18 protein-coding genes are annotated in these 16879 nt (G+C 63.9%); 11 read left to right on the forward strand and 7 right to left on the reverse strand.

Going from position 1 to position 16879, the window contains the following annotated elements:
* Window positions 1–3: 3 nt before the first annotated feature.
* Both V6F88_RS21450 and V6F88_RS21455 read right to left on the reverse strand, forming a co-directional pair.
* Window positions 4–690 (reverse strand): response regulator, encoded by a 687-nt coding sequence (locus tag V6F88_RS21450; RefSeq protein WP_046807613.1) that lies wholly within the window; start codon window positions 688–690, stop codon window positions 4–6.
* Window positions 671–1243, reverse strand: a complete 573-nt coding sequence (locus V6F88_RS21455) for an RNA pyrophosphohydrolase (protein WP_006217428.1) — start codon at window positions 1241–1243, stop codon at window positions 671–673. The genes V6F88_RS21450 and V6F88_RS21455 overlap by 20 nt, the downstream gene beginning before the upstream one ends.
* Before the next feature lie 65 nt (window positions 1244–1308).
* Here V6F88_RS21455 and V6F88_RS21460 point away from each other — a divergent pair, with 65 nt between their 5' ends.
* The 10 genes from V6F88_RS21460 (at window position 1309) to V6F88_RS21505 (ending at window position 10335) form a co-directional block, all read left to right on the forward strand.
* Window positions 1309–3039 carry a proline--tRNA ligase gene (locus V6F88_RS21460; protein WP_046807612.1) on the forward strand — a complete coding sequence of 577 codons (1731 nt, stop codon included), beginning with the start codon at window positions 1309–1311 and terminating at the stop codon, window positions 3037–3039.
* A gap of 59 nt (window positions 3040–3098) precedes the next feature.
* The gene (gene ybgC / locus V6F88_RS21465; protein ID WP_332612091.1) at window positions 3099–3521 is read left to right on the forward strand and encodes a tol-pal system-associated acyl-CoA thioesterase; all 423 of its coding nucleotides are present in this window, start codon (window positions 3099–3101) and stop codon (window positions 3519–3521) included.
* Window positions 3522–3523: 2 nt separating this feature from the next.
* Window positions 3524–4204: a protein TolQ gene (gene tolQ / locus V6F88_RS21470; RefSeq protein ID WP_046807611.1), complete on the forward strand. Its 681-nt coding sequence runs from the start codon at window positions 3524–3526 to the stop codon at window positions 4202–4204.
* The gene (locus V6F88_RS21475; protein WP_332612093.1) at window positions 4204–4665 is read left to right on the forward strand and encodes an ExbD/TolR family protein; all 462 of its coding nucleotides are present in this window, start codon (window positions 4204–4206) and stop codon (window positions 4663–4665) included. Before tolQ ends, V6F88_RS21475 begins: the two co-directional genes overlap by 1 nt.
* A 39-nt stretch (window positions 4666–4704) precedes the next feature.
* Window positions 4705–5856 (forward strand): cell envelope integrity protein TolA, encoded by a 1152-nt coding sequence (tolA, locus tag V6F88_RS21480; RefSeq protein WP_332612094.1) that lies wholly within the window; start codon window positions 4705–4707, stop codon window positions 5854–5856.
* A 16-nt stretch (window positions 5857–5872) separates the two neighbouring features.
* On the forward strand, window positions 5873–7192 hold the full coding sequence (gene tolB, locus V6F88_RS21485; protein WP_332612600.1) for a Tol-Pal system beta propeller repeat protein TolB: 1320 nt from the start codon (window positions 5873–5875) through the stop codon (window positions 7190–7192).
* Between the two features lie 31 nt (window positions 7193–7223).
* Complete coding sequence (gene pal, locus V6F88_RS21490) at window positions 7224–7724, forward strand: peptidoglycan-associated lipoprotein Pal (RefSeq protein WP_006217420.1); 501 nt, start codon at window positions 7224–7226, stop codon at window positions 7722–7724.
* Window positions 7725–7811: 87 nt separating this feature from the next.
* Window positions 7812–8498 (forward strand): tol-pal system protein YbgF, encoded by a 687-nt coding sequence (ybgF, locus tag V6F88_RS21495; RefSeq protein WP_046806162.1) that lies wholly within the window; start codon window positions 7812–7814, stop codon window positions 8496–8498.
* Window positions 8498–9541, forward strand: a complete 1044-nt coding sequence (locus tag V6F88_RS21500) for a FecCD family ABC transporter permease (RefSeq protein WP_332612096.1) — start codon at window positions 8498–8500, stop codon at window positions 9539–9541. The genes ybgF and V6F88_RS21500 overlap by 1 nt, the downstream gene beginning before the upstream one ends.
* Window positions 9538–10335 carry an ABC transporter ATP-binding protein gene (locus V6F88_RS21505; protein ID WP_332612098.1) on the forward strand — a complete coding sequence of 266 codons (798 nt, stop codon included), beginning with the start codon at window positions 9538–9540 and terminating at the stop codon, window positions 10333–10335. The genes V6F88_RS21500 and V6F88_RS21505 overlap by 4 nt, the downstream gene beginning before the upstream one ends.
* A 75-nt stretch (window positions 10336–10410) precedes the next feature.
* On the opposite strand, the gene V6F88_RS21510 is transcribed toward V6F88_RS21505, so the two are convergent.
* On the reverse strand, window positions 10411–10908 hold the full coding sequence (locus tag V6F88_RS21510) for a YbaK/EbsC family protein (protein WP_332612099.1): 498 nt from the start codon (window positions 10906–10908) through the stop codon (window positions 10411–10413).
* A 166-nt stretch (window positions 10909–11074) separates the two neighbouring features.
* Here V6F88_RS21510 and V6F88_RS21515 point away from each other — a divergent pair, with 166 nt between their 5' ends.
* Window positions 11075–11884: an alpha/beta fold hydrolase gene (locus V6F88_RS21515; protein ID WP_332612101.1), complete on the forward strand. Its 810-nt coding sequence runs from the start codon at window positions 11075–11077 to the stop codon at window positions 11882–11884.
* A gap of 90 nt (window positions 11885–11974) precedes the next feature.
* On the opposite strand, the gene fusA is transcribed toward V6F88_RS21515, so the two are convergent.
* The 4 genes from fusA to V6F88_RS21535 all read right to left on the reverse strand — a co-directional run bounded on the left by fusA (window position 11975) and on the right by V6F88_RS21535 (window position 16808).
* Window positions 11975–14086: an elongation factor G gene (gene fusA, locus V6F88_RS21520; protein ID WP_332612103.1), complete on the reverse strand. Its 2112-nt coding sequence runs from the start codon at window positions 14084–14086 to the stop codon at window positions 11975–11977.
* Between the two features lie 314 nt (window positions 14087–14400).
* Window positions 14401–14865, reverse strand: a complete 465-nt coding sequence (locus V6F88_RS21525; protein ID WP_332612105.1) for a universal stress protein — start codon at window positions 14863–14865, stop codon at window positions 14401–14403.
* A 99-nt stretch (window positions 14866–14964) separates the two neighbouring features.
* Entirely contained in the window at window positions 14965–15312 is a 348-nt protein-coding gene (locus V6F88_RS21530) for a TIGR01244 family sulfur transferase (protein WP_332612107.1), read from the reverse strand.
* Window positions 15313–15341: 29 nt separating this feature from the next.
* Window positions 15342–16808: an aminotransferase-like domain-containing protein gene (locus V6F88_RS21535; protein WP_442880374.1), complete on the reverse strand. Its 1467-nt coding sequence runs from the start codon at window positions 16806–16808 to the stop codon at window positions 15342–15344.
* Window positions 16809–16879 lie beyond the last annotated feature (71 nt).

Genomic DNA, 16879 nt, shown 5'->3' on the forward strand with positions numbered 1-16879 from the left:
CACTTAGGTTTCCGTGGACTCGCTGGCGACGCTTTCCAGCATGTAGCCCAGGCCGCGAACGGTCACGATACGCACGTCGCTGCCGGCCAACTTCTTGCGCAGCCGGTGCAGCACGACTTCGATGGCGTCGGGGTTGGCTTCGCTATCGTGCGTAAAAACCTTGCCGAATAGCTGGGATTTGTCCACGGGGTAGCCACTGCGGGTCAGCAATGCCGCCAGGGCGGCATGTTCACGCGGGGTCAGGAACAGCAAAGAGCCATCCAATGTGAACGCGCGGCTCTCGCTGTCGTAGGACAGTGAACCGCACTGCAGGCGCGGATGCTGGCGGCCGCGGCTGCGACGCACCAGGGCGGTCAGGCGTGCTTCCAGTTCTTCCAGGGCGAAGGGCTTGGTCAGGAAATCGTCCGCGCCCAGGTTCAGCCCGCGCACCCGGTCTTGCAGCGCGCCTTGGGCAGTAAGCAGCAAGACCGGCGTGCGGTCGTCGCGGTTGCGCATTTCGCGCAGGACGACCAGGCCGTGCTTGTCGGGCAGGCGCAGGTCCATGACGATTGCGTCATATTCCGTGCCCGCCATGAAGGCTTCGGCGGTGCGGGCGTCTGCCGCATGGTCCGGCACAAACCCGCTTTGGGCCAGCGCGCGCATCAACCAGGACGCCATGTCCCGTTCGTCTTCAACCAACAATATGCGCATGACCGTCCGTTCCTTCGGGCAAATTCTCTGCTGCCCGCTGTCCGTGCACGCGTTGGCGCAGATAGCGGGTTTCGTGATGACGCCGAAAGAGGATCGCCGACAACTCGTTCAACGCCTGGGTATAGACGTCGCGCTTGAACTCGATAACAGCGTCCAGGGGTACCCAATACTGGCTCCAGCGCCAGGCGTCGAATTCCGGATGCTGCGTCGCGCGCAAGCACACATCGCTGTCACGTCCCACCAGGCGCAACAAGAACCAAATCTGTTTTTGTCCTTTATAGTGGCCACGCCACTCACGCCGGACGAAGTGATCGGGCACGTTATAACGTAACCAATCGCGTGTACGCCCCAAAATACGGACATGCTCGGGCTTCAAGCCCACCTCTTCATGGAGTTCGCGATACATGGCCTGCACCGGGCTTTCGCCATATTTGATGCCGCCCTGGGGGAACTGCCATGCATGTTCCCTGATACGCTTGCCCCAAAAGACCTCGTTTCGACTGTTGACGAGAATGATGCCGACATTGGGGCGGTAGCCTTCGCGGTCAAGCATGGGCCACCCCCACCGAATTCAATACAATTACAGTCGATTATACGTATCTGCTGCCACCTTTAAACATGCGCGCATCCAACTACCACATCAACACCCTCAAAGAAGCCCCTTCCGAAGCCGAAGTCGCCAGCCACCAGCTGATGACCCGGGCCGGAATGATCCGCAAGCTCGCGGGCGGCATCTACACCTACATGCCCCTCGGGCTGAAGATCATCCGCAAGGTCGAGGCGATCGTCCGGGAAGAAATGAACGCGTCGGGCGCTATCGAACTGCTGATGCCGGTGGTTCAACCCGCCGAACTATGGCAGGAATCGGGCCGCTGGGAGCAATACGGCGCCGAACTGCTGCGCATCAAGGACCGCCACCAGCGCGACTTCGTGCTGCAGCCCACGTCCGAGGAAGTGATCACCGACATCGCGCGCAACGAAATCCACAGCTACCGCCAGTTGCCGCTGAATTTCTATCACATCCAGACCAAGTTCCGCGACGAACGCCGTCCGCGCTTCGGGCTGATGCGTGGCCGCGAATTCACGATGAAGGACGCCTATTCGTTTGATCGCGACGAAGCCGGCGCGCTCAAGAGCTACGACACCATGTACGCCGCGTACATGCGTATCTTCGGCCGCCTGGGCTTGCAATTCCGCGCCGTGGCCGCCGATACGGGCTCCATTGGCGGCACGCGCAGCCACGAATTCCAGGTCATTGCCGACACCGGCGAAGACCTGCTGGTCTACAACGCCGAAACCGACTACGCCGCCAATATCGAACTGGCCGAAGCCGTGTCGCTGTACCCCACCCGGGGCGCGGCCACGCAAGCCATGGCCGACGTGGCAACGCCGGGCGCAGCCAAGTGCGAAGACGTGGCCAAGCTGCTGGGGCTGCCGCTGGACAAGACGATCAAATCGATCGTGCTTGCCACCGACGGCGACAAGGGCCGCGTAGACATCTGGCTGCTGCTCTTGCGCGGCGACCACGAACTGAACGAAATCAAGGCGGGAAAGCTGCCTGGCCTGGCGGGCTTCCGCTTTGCCACGGAAAGCGAAATCGTCGAGTACTTCGGCTGCAAGCCTGGCTACCTCGGCCCCGTAAAGACGGCCAAGCCGGTGCATGTGATTGCCGACCGAACGGTCGCCAACATGGCCGATTTCGTCTGCGGCGCCAATAAAGAAGATTTCCACATCCAGGGCGTGAACTGGGGTCGCGACCTGCCCGAGCCCGAACTGGTGGCCGACCTGCGCAACGTCGTCGCCGGCGACCCGTCGCCGGACGGCAAGGGCACGCTGTCCATCCAGCGCGGCATCGAAGTGGGCCACGTCTTCTACCTGGGCAAGAAGTACTCCGAAGCCTTGAAGGCCACCTTCCTGGATGAGACCGGCAAGCCGGCGGTGCTGGAAATGGGCTGCTACGGCATCGGCGTGACCCGCATCGTTGGCGCTGCCATCGAGCAGAACCACGACGCGCGCGGCATCATCTGGCCCCGTGCGATCGCGCCTTTTGAAGTCGTGATCTGCCCGGTGGGCTGGGGCAAAAGTGAAACGGTGCGTGACACCGCGCAAAAGCTCTATGAATCCCTGCTGGCGCGCGGCGTGGACGTCATTCTTGATGACCGCGATGCCCGCCCCGGCGTCATGTTCGCCGAGTGGGAATTGATCGGCGCACCGCTGCGTGTAACAGTTGGAGAACGCGGCTTGAACGATGGTGTGGTGGAATTGCAAGCGCGTCGGGAAACCGAAGCTGCCAAGATTCCGGTAGAGTCCGCGCTTGAAGCGGTGCTGACGAAACTCGACACCCTTTAAACCCTATAGTAGATACGGACTTAACCGCGTCCCGACCCGCTTCATTGCCTGCCCGCACCGTGACCGATCCGAAGTCCAACGAATTCCTCCTGCAAGTCCGTGTCTATTACGAAGACACGGATGCGGGCGGGGTGGTTTTCTACGCCAACTACTTGAAATTCCTGGAGCGCGCCCGCACGGAGTGGTTGCGCGCCCTGGGAGTCAACCAGTCCGGGCTGGCCGTCAGCGAACAACGCTTATTCGTTGTCCGCTCCTTGGACATGTCCTACCGGAAACCGGCCAAACTGGACGATTTGCTTACCATACGCAGCCGAATCACCAAACTCGGCCGCGCTTCGATACACTTCGCGCAGCGCGCGGAACGCGACGGGGAACTGCTTGCCGAAGGCAACATCCAAGTCTGCTGTGTCGACGCCATTCACATGCGGCCGGCAGAGTTGCCGGCCGCCGTTCGCGCAAAACTGGAATTCATTCAGGAATAACCATGCAAGTCACCAACGACATGTCGTTGCTTTCGCTGATTTCGCACGCCAGCGTGCCGGTCCAGCTGATCATGTTGATGCTGTTGGGCATTTCGATCATGTCCTGGACGTACATTTTCGCCAAGCGCCTTGCCATCAAGCGGGCGCACACCCAAACCCGCCGTTTTGAAGACGACTTCTGGTCGGGCGGCGACCTGTCCATGCTGCAGCAAGCCGTGGCTTCGCGCCGCGACGAGCAAGGCGCGCTGGCCCGCATCTTCGATGCCGGCATGACCGAGTTCCTGAAGGCCCGACGCGGCAATTCGGCCGGCGATGCCACCGCATTGCTGGACGGCCCGCGCCGCGCCATGCGCGCCGCCTACCAGCGCGAAATGGACGCACTGGAATCGCACCTGAACTTCCTGGCGTCGGCCGGTTCGGTGTCGCCCTACATCGGCCTGTTGGGCACGGTCTGGGGCATCATGCACGCCTTCATCGGCCTGTCGAACATGCAGCAGGCCACGTTGGCTTCGGTGGCTCCCGGCATTGCCGAAGCCCTGATCGCTACCGCCATCGGCCTGTTTGCCGCCATTCCCGCCGTGGTCGCCTACAACCGCTTCACGAACGACATCGACCGCATCTCGATCCGTTTCGATAGCTTCGTCGACGAATTCCTGAACATTCTGCAACGGCAGGTGCGCTAATGCCCTCGGTAAGCTCACGCGGCAGGTCCGGCCGCCGCATGAAGGCCGACATCAACGTGGTGCCGTACATCGACGTGATGCTGGTGCTGCTGGTCATCTTCATGGTGACCGCCCCGCTGATCACGCCCGGGCTGATCCAGCTGCCTTCGGTTGGCGCGGCCTCGGATGTGCCGGTCAAGCCGCTTGAAGTGCAGATCTCTGAAGACGGCAAGATCGCGCTGCGTCTGCGCGAGCCCGGCGCGACGATGCAGGACATCGCCCGCCCCGAGCTCGTGGCGCAGGTGCGTTCGCGTATTACCGCGGAAACGCCGGTGGTGATTGCCGCCGACGGCAAGGTGCCCTATGAGACGGTCGTCAAGGTAATGGACGAGCTACGCACCAACGGCATCACCCGCCTGGGCTTGCTGGTGGACCAGTCCGCCGCAGGCACGTCCCAGCCCGCATCCGCGAAAAAACGCTAACGCGCCGCCTTCCGCCGGCTATGCCGGCATGCAACGCCCATGACGCCACCCATTATTCGACACCGCAGCGGCCCACCGGCCACCCCGCCCAACAACGACAACCGGAATGCGCTCATTCTGGCCGTGGCGGTGCACTTGCTGCTGCTCGTCGCCCTGATTTTTGGCGTGAACTGGCGCACGGAGGCCCCCGGCCCCGTCGAAGTCCAGCTCTGGGCCGACGGCAATTCGCCCGTCTCCCCGCCGCCCACGCCGCAACCCGAACAGCCCAAGCCGCAACCGAAACCCGAGCCCAAGCCCGAGCCCGACAAGGCGCCCGAGCCGCCGCCACCTCCTCCTCCTCCGCCTCCCCCTCCTCCGAAGCCCGAGCCCGCGGCTCAGCCCAAGACCGAGGAAGTCGATCCCGAGATCGCCATCCAGGAAGCCAAGAAGAAGCGCGAGCAGGAAGAAAAGGCGAAGCAGGCCGCTGAAGCCAAGGAAAAGGCGCGCCTGGAAGAAGAGCGCAAGCAGGCCGAGCTGAAAGAAAAGAAGCGCCTGGAGCAGGAACGCCAGGCGGCTGAGAAGGCCGCTGCCGAGAAAGCGGCCGAGAAGGCTGCCGCTGAAAAGGCCGCGGCTGACAAAGCAGCCGCCGAGAAAGCCGCCGAAAAGGCAGCTGCCGACAAGGCTGCCGCCGAGAAAAAGGCCAAGGAAGACGCCGCCAAAAAGGCGGCCGCTGAAAAGGCGGCTGCCGATAAGGCCGCTGCTGAAAAGGCGGCCGCTGACAAAGCGGCTGCCGAAAAGGCCGCTGCCGAGAAAGCCGCCGCAGCCAAGAAGGCTGCTGCCGACAAGGCGCTCAAGGATGCATTCCGCAACGACGCCCTGGGCGCTGCCGGCATTCCCGGCGGCACGGCGGATCGCAACCAGGCGGGCGGCGGACGCGACAACGGCTATGCCGCCAAGGTCCGCGCCTGCATCCTTCCCGGTGTGGCTTACCAGCCCCCGCCGCGCAACGGCTCGGCCAATCCGACCGCACAATACCGGGTACAGTTAGGCACTGACGGGAAGGTTAACGGCGTGACCCTGACCGATTCTTCGGGCAACCCGGCATTCGACCGCGCGGTCGAAACCGGTATCCGCCGTTGCAACCCCTTCCCCAAGCCCTCCACGGGCGGCTACGACAAGTTCATTGACGTAGTGCACAAAATGTATGATTGACAGGAGATTGATGAATATGACTCCCGCTTATAGCCGACGAGGTTCCGTCCTCGCTCTCTGGCGATCGTATGGGCTCGGTTTGTTGATGCTTGCGCTGTGCCTGATGGCCGCCAAGCCCGCCCATGCGCAATTGCGTGTCGATATTTCCGGCACGGGCGCCACGCAATATCCGGTCGCGATTGCCGACTTTGCCGTTGACGACACCCACGGCCGTGCCCTGGCCGAAGTGATCCGCGCCGACCTGACCCGTACGGGCCAGTTCCGTCTGATCAACGCCGCGGGCTCCGGCTTGAACGTTGATTCCCCGATCGCCCACGACGACTGGCGCGGCAAAGGCGCCGACTTCCTGGCGTACGGCAGCATCACCCGTGGCGCCGATGGCCGCTACGACGTGCGCTACCGCCTGGCCGATACGGTCAAGAAGGGTCAGCTGGATGGCGTGGCATTTTCGGGCACCGAGCAGGAACTGCGCCGAGTCGCTCACCAGATCGCCGACCGGATCTACGAAAAGATCACCGGCGTTCGCGGCGTGTTCTCGACCCGCATCGCCTACGTGCTGAAGAAGGGCGCCACCTACGAACTGCAAGTGGCCGACGCCGACGGGCAGAATCCGCAAGTTGCGCTGCGCTCGCGCGAGCCCATCATTTCGCCCTCGTGGTCGCCCGACGGCGCCAAGCTGGCCTACGTGAGCTTCGAGTCCGGCAAGCCCGTTGTGTACGTGCACACGCTGGCTACCAGCGCCCGCGTACCGGTTGCCAACTTCAAGGGCAACAACAGCGCACCAGCCTGGTCGCCTGACGGTTCGAAGCTGGCCGTGGCCCTGACGCGCGATGGTTTGTCGCAAATTTACATCGTTGGAGCGTCAGATGGCGCCAATCCCACGCGAGTTACGCGTTCTCCCGGGATTGACACTGAACCGACCTTTACGCCAGACGGTGCATCCATTATCTTTACGAGTGACCGCAGCGGCGGGCCGCAAATCTATCAGACCGGCTCGACAGGTGGCGAAGCTCGCCGCCTCACGTTTAATGGTGGTTACAACATATCACCCCGAATTTCCCCCGATGGATCGACGCTGCTGTACGTTGCAAGACGCGACGGCGCGTTTCGAATCGCGTCGTTGAACCTGTCCTCAGGCTCCGAATCCTTGATCACTGATGGTCGTGACGATCAGTCGCCAAGTTTCGCGCCGAATGGCATGCAAGTGCTTTACGCCGCCATCCAAAATGGACGTAGCGTGCTTGCGGGTGTCTCGAGCGATGGCCGCGTACGGCAGACGCTTTCGGTACTGAACGGGGAAATACGTGAACCGACTTGGGGCCCATTTACCCGATAACACGTGTGACTCTCTTTGCAAAGGAACTATCATGAAGTCGCGCATTGCCAAAAGCCTGACCATTGCCGCTCTGGCTGCCACTCTGGCAGCTTGCAGCTCCGTCCCTCTCGACGATAAAGCGGGTCAGGGCGGAGGCGCTGGCCAAGGATCTTCGGCCTCTGGCCAAATCCTTGATCCCTTTAACCCCCAAAGCATCCTGGCGCAACAGCGCTCGGTGTACTTTGATTTCGACAGCTACACCGTGTCGGACCAGTACCGCGGCTTGGTCGAAACCCACGCCCGCTACCTGGCTTCGCACCAGCAGCAGAAGGTCAAGATCGAAGGCAACACCGACGAACGCGGCGGTGCTGAGTACAACCTGGCCCTGGGCCAGCGTCGTGCAGACGCCGTGCGTCGCATGATGACCCTGCTGGGCGTCAGCGACAACCAGATCGAAACCATCAGCTTCGGCAAAGAAAAGCCGAAGTCGACGGGTACGTCGGAAGCCGACTTTGCTGAAAACCGCCGCGCCGATATCAACTATCTGCGTTAAGCTTTTCGCTTAAGTCAAAGAGCCCTACCACGCGTCGGGACGGTCAGCCGGCCGTCCCGACGTTTGTTTTTATACCCGGGAATATTCATGCGCGATAAAGTTCTGTCCCTGCGTCCTCTGATTGTGGCCTCCGGCCTTGTGCTTGCGGCATTGGCGGCGCCCGCCCACGCTTTTTCCGACGATGAAGCCCGCAAGGCCATCCTGGATTTGCGCCAGCAGGTGCAGCAGCAGAACGAGCAAAGCCAACGGGCCAAGCTGCAACTGGCTGATCAGATTCAATCCCTGCAGCAAGAAGTCGCGCAGCTGCGCGATCAGCTCGAACTGGTGTCGCGCCAGCAGCCCAGCGCCAAGCCGGGCGCCCCCAGCGGCACCAACCCGCCGGGCACCGCCGCCGGCGATCCGCAGGAGCAAGCCGCCTATGACGGCGCCATGGACCTGTTCCGCAAGGGCCAATACAAGGAGGCCGCCGAATCGCTGGCCGCCTTCACTGCCCTGTATCCGAACAGCCAGCTGGCCCCCAGCGCGCAGTTCTACCTGGGAAGCAGCCGCTACGGCATGAAAGACTTCAAGGGCGCCATCGAACAGTTGACCGCCATGGTGCAGAAGTCGCCCGACAACGCGCGCGCCCCGGACGCCCTGCTCATCATCGCAGGCGGCCAGATCGAACTGAACAACCGCGCGGGCGCCAAGGCCACCTTGCAACGCATCGTGCGCGATTACCCCAACGCCCAAGCCGCCAGCACGGCCAAGAGCCGCCTGCAACTGCTGCAGTAATGCCAAACGCCGCAAGCGCGGTCAGCGCCTACCGGCGCATCGTGCGCCGCCGCACGGGGCTTATCGCCCTGTTGCTGGCGGCGATTTTCATTGCGCTGCTGATTGACTTCACCGTCGGCCCGTCGGGCCTGCCCTGGCGCGAGCTATGGCTGACCCTGACCACGCCCGCCTCGGCCGATGCGACGGTGCGCGTCATAGTCTGGGACATTCGCCTGCCCTCAGCGTTGATGGCGGCGCTGGTCGGCATGGCGCTGGGCTTGGCCGGGGCCGAAATGCAGACCATCTTGAACAACCCCTTGGCCAGCCCTTTCACGTTGGGCGTCTCATCCGCCGCCGCGTTCGGCGCGTCGCTGGCCATTGTGTTGCAGCTTGGCGTGCCCGGCATTCCGGACGCGTGGCTGATCGCCGGCAACGCCTTTCTATTTGCGATGCTTGCGGCCTTGTTGCTGGACGTGGTGGCGCGCTGGAGCGGCATGAACACCTCGGGGGTGGTGCTGTTCGGCATCGCCATGGTGTTCTCTTTCAACGCCCTGGTGTCGCTGGTGCAATTCCTGGCCAGCGCCGAGGCCCTGCAAAGCCTGGTCTTCTGGACCATGGGTAGCCTGTCCCGCTCCAACTGGACCACGGCCGGCGTGGTGGCCTTGGCCGTCGCCGTGGCCATGCCGCTGGCGATACGCCAGTCGTGGAAGCTGACGGCGCTGCGGCTGGGTGAAGATCGCGCGGCCAGCTTTGGCGTGGACGTGCGCCGCGTTCGGGTCGCCGCGCTGGCGCGTGTCAGCCTGCTGTCTGCGCTGGCCGTGGCGTTTGTGGGCACCATCGGCTTCATCGGCCTGGTCGCGCCGCATATCGCACGCCGGCTGTTCGGCGAAGATCACCGCTTTTATCTGCCCGGCAGCGCGCTGGTGGGAGGGTTGATCCTGTCGCTGGCTTCCGTCGTTTCCAAGAATCTGGTGCCGGGCGTGGTGGTGCCGGTGGGCATCGTGACGGCGCTGGTCGGCATTCCTTTTTTTGTGGCGGTCGTGTTGCGCCGACAGCTGCCATGACGCGGCACGCCACCTTGGACGTACACGAACTGAACGCGGGCTACGGCCGCGAAGACGTGCTGCATGGGCTGTCCATCCCGTCGCTGGTGGCGGGCGAAGTCACCGCCCTGCTTGGGCCGAACGGCAGCGGCAAGTCCACCTTGCTCAAGGCACTGGCAGGGCTGGTTCGCACTCGGGGCGGCAGCGTCATGCTGGATGGCCAGGACATGACCCGGCTGGGCGTGGGCGAACGCGCGCGTCATATGGTGTATCTGCCGCAAAGCCTGCCGGCCGCTGTGCACTTGCGGGTGTTTGAATCGGTGCTGGTGGCGGCCCGGGCCAGCCGCGATGCCCTGGCGCCGCCGCTGCACTTGTCGGATATCGACCGCCTGCTGGCGCGCCTGGACATTGCCCACCTTGCATTGCATTACCTGGATGCGCTGTCGGGTGGCCAGAAGCAACTGGTGGGATTGGCGCAAGCGCTGATCCGCCAGCCCCGCGTGCTGTTACTGGACGAGCCTCTGTCCGCGCTGGACCTGAATTACCAGTTCCACGTGATGCGGCTGCTGAAACAGGAAACCCAGGAACACGGGCTGATCAGCGTCATCGTGCTGCACGACCTGAACGTGGCCTTGCAGCACGCGGATCGCGCGGTGATGATCCAGCACGGACGCCTGCACGCGCAAGGCGCGCCGGCCGACGTGATCACGCCCGAATCCCTGGCGGCGGTGTATGGCGTGCAAGGCCGTGTCGAAGCGTGTACGCGCGGGCTGCGCCAGGTGCTCATCGACGGGCTTAATGAACGCCCCCGATAGCCGCCGTTGGCCCCGATAACGTACGTTAGCTCCCGATAGCCCCGCTGGCGCACACCCCCAGCCCGGCCACTGCGCTCAAATGCGTTGGGCGACGTCGACCACTGGCGCGCCCGTCATGTCGGCAAGCTGTTTCGGCGTCAGGTTGAAGACGGCGTGCGGGTGGCCGGCGGCGGCCCACAGGCTGTCGTAATTGAACAGATCGGCGTCCAGCAGCATCACCGGCTTGACGGCATGCCCGATGGGGCACACGCCGCCAATGGCGTAGCCCGTCATGTCGCGCACGAACTTGGCATCGGCTTTGGCCAACGCGCCAACCTGCTCCGCCACCTTCGCTTCGTCCACGCGGTTGGCGCCGCTGGCGATGACCAGCACCGGCGCATTGTCAGAGGCCCGACGGAAAATGATGGACTTGGCAATCTGCGCCACCTCGCAACCCAGGCCCGCCGCCGCCTCGGCCGACGTCCTGCCGGATTGCGGCAGGACCACAACCGGCTTGTCATGGCCAATTTCCAGTAACAGGCGGGCAACACGCTGGGCGGATTCAGGCAACGCGGCAAGTGACTCGGGGGACATCGTGGCGACTCCATGAAAGACGGGCGGCAGCGCTGCTGACGCTGCCCTGTTAAATGCCGACGACGAGTGTATCAGCGGCGCCCCCGGGCCTTCCCTGGCGTTGGCGGGCGGATCTCGCCACGGCCCACGCTAGAATGCGGACCTGGCTTTTCCGTTTATGCCCCTCATGCGTTCCGAACCCGTCCTTCCCCTGCAAACCGCCCTGATCGGCGGCTACGCCATGTCCTACACCGAGTACGGCAGCGGCGTGCCGCTGGTGCTGGTGCACGGATCGCTGTCCGACTGCCGCTACTGGAAGTCGCAAATGGCGCCGCTGGGCAACACATTTCGCGTGCTGGCGGTGTGTCTGCGCCGCTATTGGCCGGAAAGCTGGGACGGTGAAGGCGAAGGCTTTTCGGTCGAGCAACACGCCGCCGACGTCTTGGAATTCATCGATACCGTGGCGGGTGGCCCCGCCCATCTGGTGGGCCACTCACGCGGCGGCCGTGTCGCGCTGGAAGCGGCACTGGCCCAGCCCGATGCCGTGCGCAGCCTGACCCTGGCCGACCCCGGCCTGCCCTTGCCCGGCGGCGACGATGCGCGCGGCGGCTTTCGCCAACGCGCGTTGGGGCTGATCCGCCAAGGCGATGTCGAAGAAGGCCTGGCCCTGTTCGTGGACACCGTAACAGGGCCGAACACCTGGCAGCGCATGGTGCCGTGGTTCAAGGAGATGGTGCGCGACAACGTCGGCACGCTGTTCGGCCAGGCCGACGAAAAGCCGGAAGCGCTGACGCCACAGCAGATAGGCACCCTGAAGATGCCAACGCTGCTGATCGGAGGGGCATTAAGCCCCGCCCCCTACCCGGCTGTCCTGGACGCCTTGTCGCAATGGCTGCCGCACGCGCACCGCGTAACGGTGGTGGGCTCGTCCCATGGCATGAACCTGGGCAACCCGCGCGTGTTCAACAACGCCATCCAGGAATTCATCGGCGGCTGAAAGCGGTAGCCGTTCGCGCCGGCATGGCACGGCCGGCGCAAGCCCACGCCCGCCGGCGCGCCACGCTCTTGAGCGCGCACACCGTCCGCGTCAGCGGCCGGCTCCCTGTGCCGCGATGATTTCCTGCGCGACCTGGCGCGGTGCTTCGGCGTAGTGCTTGAACTCCATCGTGTAGGTGGCACGCCCCTGCGTCAGCGAACGCAATGACGTCGAATAGCCAAACATCTCGGCCAGCGGCACCTCGGCACGCACCACCTTGCCGCCCCCACCCGCGATGTCTTCCATGCCCTGCACCATGCCGCGCCGCGAAGACAGGTCGCCCATCACGTTGCCGGTGAAGTCCTCGGGCGTTTCCACCTCAACCTGCATCATGGGCTCCAGCAACACCGGGTCCGCGCGACGCATGCCTTCCTTGAACGCCATCGAGCCCGCCATCTTGAAGGCGTTCTCGTTCGAGTCCACGTCGTGGTACGACCCGAAGAACAGCGTGGCCTTCACGTCCACAACGGGGTAGCCCGCCAGCACGCCCGCATTGAGCGATTCGCGGATGCCCTTGTCGACCGCCGGGATGAATTCGCGCGGCACCACGCCGCCCTTGATGGCGTCGACAAACTCGTAGCCCTTGCCGGGCTCCTGCGGTTCAAGCTTTAGCACCACGTGACCGTACTGGCCGCGCCCGCCCGACTGCTTGACGAACTTGCCTTCGACTTCGTTGCAGGGCTTGCGGATGGTTTCGCGGTAAGCCACCTGCGGCTTGCCCACGGTGGCTTCCACGTTGAACTCGCGTTTCATGCGGTCAACCAGAATTTCCAGGTGCAGCTCGCCCATGCCCGAAATGATGGTCTGGCCGGATTCTTCGTCGGTGCGCACGCGGAACGACGGGTCTTCCTGCGCCAGCCGGTTCAGGGCGATGCCCATCTTTTCCTGGTCGGCCTTGGTCTTGGGCTCTACCGCCTGCGAGATCACGGGTTCGGGGAAGACCATGCGCTCCAGCACGATGATGTGGGCCGGATCGGTCAGCGTGTCGCCCGTGGTCACGTCCTTGATGCCCACCGCCGCCGCGATGTCGCCGGCGTACACCTCGGTGATTTCGCGCCGCTCGTTGGCGTGCATCTGCAAGATGCGGCCCAGCCGTTCCTTCTTGCCCTTGATGGGGTTGTAAACCGAGTCGCCCGACTTCACCACGCCCGAATACACGCGGAAGAACACCAGTTGGCCGACGAACGGGTCCGTCATGATCTTGAAGGCCAGCGCCGAAAAAGGCTCGTTATCGGCCGGATGGCGTTCAATTTCGCGGTCGCGCTCGTCGTGCCCCTTGATGGCGGGTACGTCGACGGGCGATGGCATGTAGTCGATCACGGCGTCCAGCATGGCCTGCACGCCCTTGTTCTTGAAGGCGCTGCCACACAGCATGGGCACGATTTCGTTAGCGATGGTGCGCGCGCGCAGACCCTGCTTGATCTCGTCTTCGGTCAACGTTTCGCCCGACAGGTATTTTTCAAGCAGCGTCTCATTGGCCTCGGCCGCCTTCTCGACCATCTTGTCGTGCCACTTCTGCGCCTCGGCCTGCATGGCTTGCGGAATGTCTTCGTACTGGAACTTCACGCCCTGGCTGGCGTCGTCCCAGATGATGGCCTTCATCTTGACCAGGTCGATCACGCCTTCGAAGTGGTCTTCGGCGCCCACCGGCAACTGGATCGGCACCGCATCGCCCTTCAGGCGTTCAGCGATCTGGCGTTGCACACGCAGGAAATCCGCGCCCACGCGATCCATCTTGTTCACGAAGGCCAGGCGCGGCACCTTGTACTTATTGGCCTGACGCCAAACCGTTTCAGATTGCGGCTGCACGCCGCCCACCGCGTCATAGACCATGACGGCGCCGTCCAGCACGCGCATGGACCGTTCCACCTCGATGGTGAAGTCCACGTGGCCCGGGGTGTCGATGATGTTGATGCGGTGTTCGGGATAATTGCCCGCCATGCCCTTCCAGAAGGCGGTGGTAGCTGCCGATGTAATGGTGATGCCGCGTTCCTGCTCTTGCTCCATCCAGTCCATCACGGCGGCGCCGTCATGGACTTCGCCGATTTTGTGCGTGATGCCGGTATAGAAGAGGATGCGCTCGGTGGTCGTCGTTTTGCCCGCGTCGATATGGGCGCTGATGCCAATATTGCGGTAAAGCTCGATACGCGTCTTGCGGGTCATGGCCTCTTCCTTGCAGGGAACCACTGGGCAGTACGGCAAGCCCGACCGGGCGCTGCCGCGGCGGGCGCCATGCCGCGTTTCGTAGGGGTAATGCGTAACCGCGCCCGCGCTGATGCGTAAATATTACGCGCGGCGCGTCAACTTTCAAGCTTTGCCACTACGCGCGATAAGGATTCACGGGTCGTCCGGGGACACCCGCTCATCGCGGCACCGGCTGCGGTGCCCGCGTGCACAAAAAAAGCCCCTCGGACAGAGGGGCTTCGGTGCGCCGCGAGAGGCGGCGGCGAGAACCAAGCGCGCTATGTGCAGCGCGCTTACTTCTTTTCTTCCTTGACGCGGTACACCAGCACGGCGGTGGTGGCCAGCGACAGCACCTTGGCGGTGACGCTGCCCAGCAGCAGGCGCGACAGGCCGCTGCGGCCGTGGCTACCGATGAAGATCAGGTCGCAGCCGGCGTCGGACGCCGCTTGCACGATGCCGTCGGCAACGTTGAAGTTGGACACGGCGCGCGCCTCGGACTTGACGCCGGCGGTGTCGGCGCGGTCGGTGATCTGCTTGAGGTACTTGTCGGCTTGTTCGGCCGATGCCTTCTCGTAGTCCTCGTCGGTGATGGCGTACGCGGCGGCCATGCCGTCGAAACCGATGGTGGCCGCAAACGGCTGAGTCACGTACAGCGCAACGACTTCGGCGCCAACCGAACGGGCAAAGGAAATGCCCGCGTTGGCGGCTTGGGCCGACAGGGGCGAACCGTCGGTGGGAATCAGGATCTTCTTGAACATCTTGCCTGCTCCTGTTTGAGAGGAATCTTTATGCTACTGGAAAGCCGCCAGGTTCACATCAAGGGAACCCGGCGCTCTTGATGCGCGTCAAGCTTGGGTTCAACTGCCCAATTGCTGGGCGGCTGCGTACAGGTTGGTGCAGCGCGTGCCGGTGCGGCAATAGGCCAGCACGGGGCCCGGCAGCGTCTTGAGCAATTCGGCGAAACGGACCACGTCGGACACGGTCATGGCGCTGCCGACCACCGGCTGATATTCGATCTTCAGGCCGGCGGCTTCTGCGGCCTTGGACACGTCGGCGGCGGTGGGCTGATCGGGGCCGCCTTCGAAGTCGGGGCGGTTGATGATGACGCTTTTATAGCCGGCGGCGGCGACATCGGCCATGTCGTCAGGGCCGAGTTGCGGCGCAACGGCAAAATTTTCGGTCAGGGGCTTGATGGGTGCGGACATGGCGGTTCCTTCAGATAGATAGCTGCATATTATTGATTGTAGGAGCCGTTTTGCGCGAAGAGTTTTTCCAATTGGGTCCAGATACGGCGGTCGTCCGCGATGGACACCGAAAAGCGCAGCATCGTGGACGGCGCCTGGGACGGTGAAAACAGCGTGCCCGGCGCCAGCAGCATGCCCTGGTCCGCGGCCTCACGCGCCAGTACCTCGCTGTCGCGCCCGCAGTCGGCCCAGACGAACATCCCCGCGTTCGGTTCGTGCGGCACCGTCAGGCCCAGTTTCAACAGCGCTTTCAGACAGCGTTGGCGCGCCTCGTCCACGCGGGCGCGCACGCGCTCGATGTGGCGTCGGTACTGCCCCTCCATCAACACCCGGTGGATCACGCGTTCGCCCAGTTCCGGGGATGTCAGGCCGGCCAGCATTTTCAGGTCGGCCAGCTTTTGCAGGATGTCGGGGTTGGCGGCCACATAACCCACGCGCAGGCTGGCCGCCAGCATCTTGGAATAACCGCTGACCAGGATGACGCGGTTCAACCGGTCCAGCACCGCCAGCTTCATCGCACCACCGGGATGCAGTTCGCCGTAGGTGTCGTCTTCGACGATGACGAAATCGTGCCGTTCGGCGATGCGCAGGATGTCGTAGGCCACGCCGGCCGACAGCGTGTGGCCGGTGGGGTTGTGCACGGCGCTGTTGATAATGAACAACTTGGGCTTGTGCTCGGCGGCCAGCTGTTCCAGCTGTGCGATATCAGGGCCGTCCGGCCCGCGCGGAACGCCGATCAGGCGCGCGCCAAACGCGGCCAGCCGGCCAAAGATGACGAACCACGCGGGGTCTTCCACCAGGACGGTGTCGCCCGGTTTGACGAAGTGCCTGGCGATCAGATCCAGCCCGTGGGTGACGCCGTTCGTGGTCAGCAGGTTCAGTTCGGGGTGCGCGGGCACGCCGTCGTTCTGCAACGACGCAGCAATCTGCTGGCGCAGCGGGGCGAACCCTTGCGGATGTCCATAGCTGACCAGATTCGCGCGCACCGATCGGCCCACCGCACGCACCGCGCCGGCCACCATGTCGGGGTCCAGCCAGTCAGCCGGCAGCAATCCGGCCCCGCCCGGCATGCCCAGGGAGCTGGTTTCGCGAAACATGCTGCGCAGTAACCACGCAATATCGATACGCGCGGGCGGCGCCAGCGACGCGGCCGGCGCGGCGGCCACCGCCGCCAGCGGGCCACTGCGCGCGCGCACAAAGAAGCCCGCGCCGCGTCGCGATTGCACCAGCCCGCGCGCCACCAGACGGTCATAGGCTTCAACCACCGTGAAGCGACTGACGCCCGACTGTTCGGCCATTTTGCGGATGGAAGGCAAGCGGGTGCCCGGACGCAGGCCCTGTTCGTCGATGCGGCGGGCCAGGCCATCGGCCAACTGCGTGACCAACGAGGCGTCGGCCTGCCGCACGGGCATCCAAGGCAGGGAAGAGGCAGAAAGGGGAGGCGGAGCAACTGTCATGGGAATTCGACCAGGCCAGTGATTAAAGTGACATGCAGAAGTGTACCGGTACTGTACCGATAACTATGCGT

Source organism: Achromobacter sp. ESBL13 (genome assembly GCF_036668755.1).
In the GTDB taxonomy this organism is placed as follows: Bacteria; Pseudomonadota; Gammaproteobacteria; order Burkholderiales; family Burkholderiaceae_B; genus Achromobacter.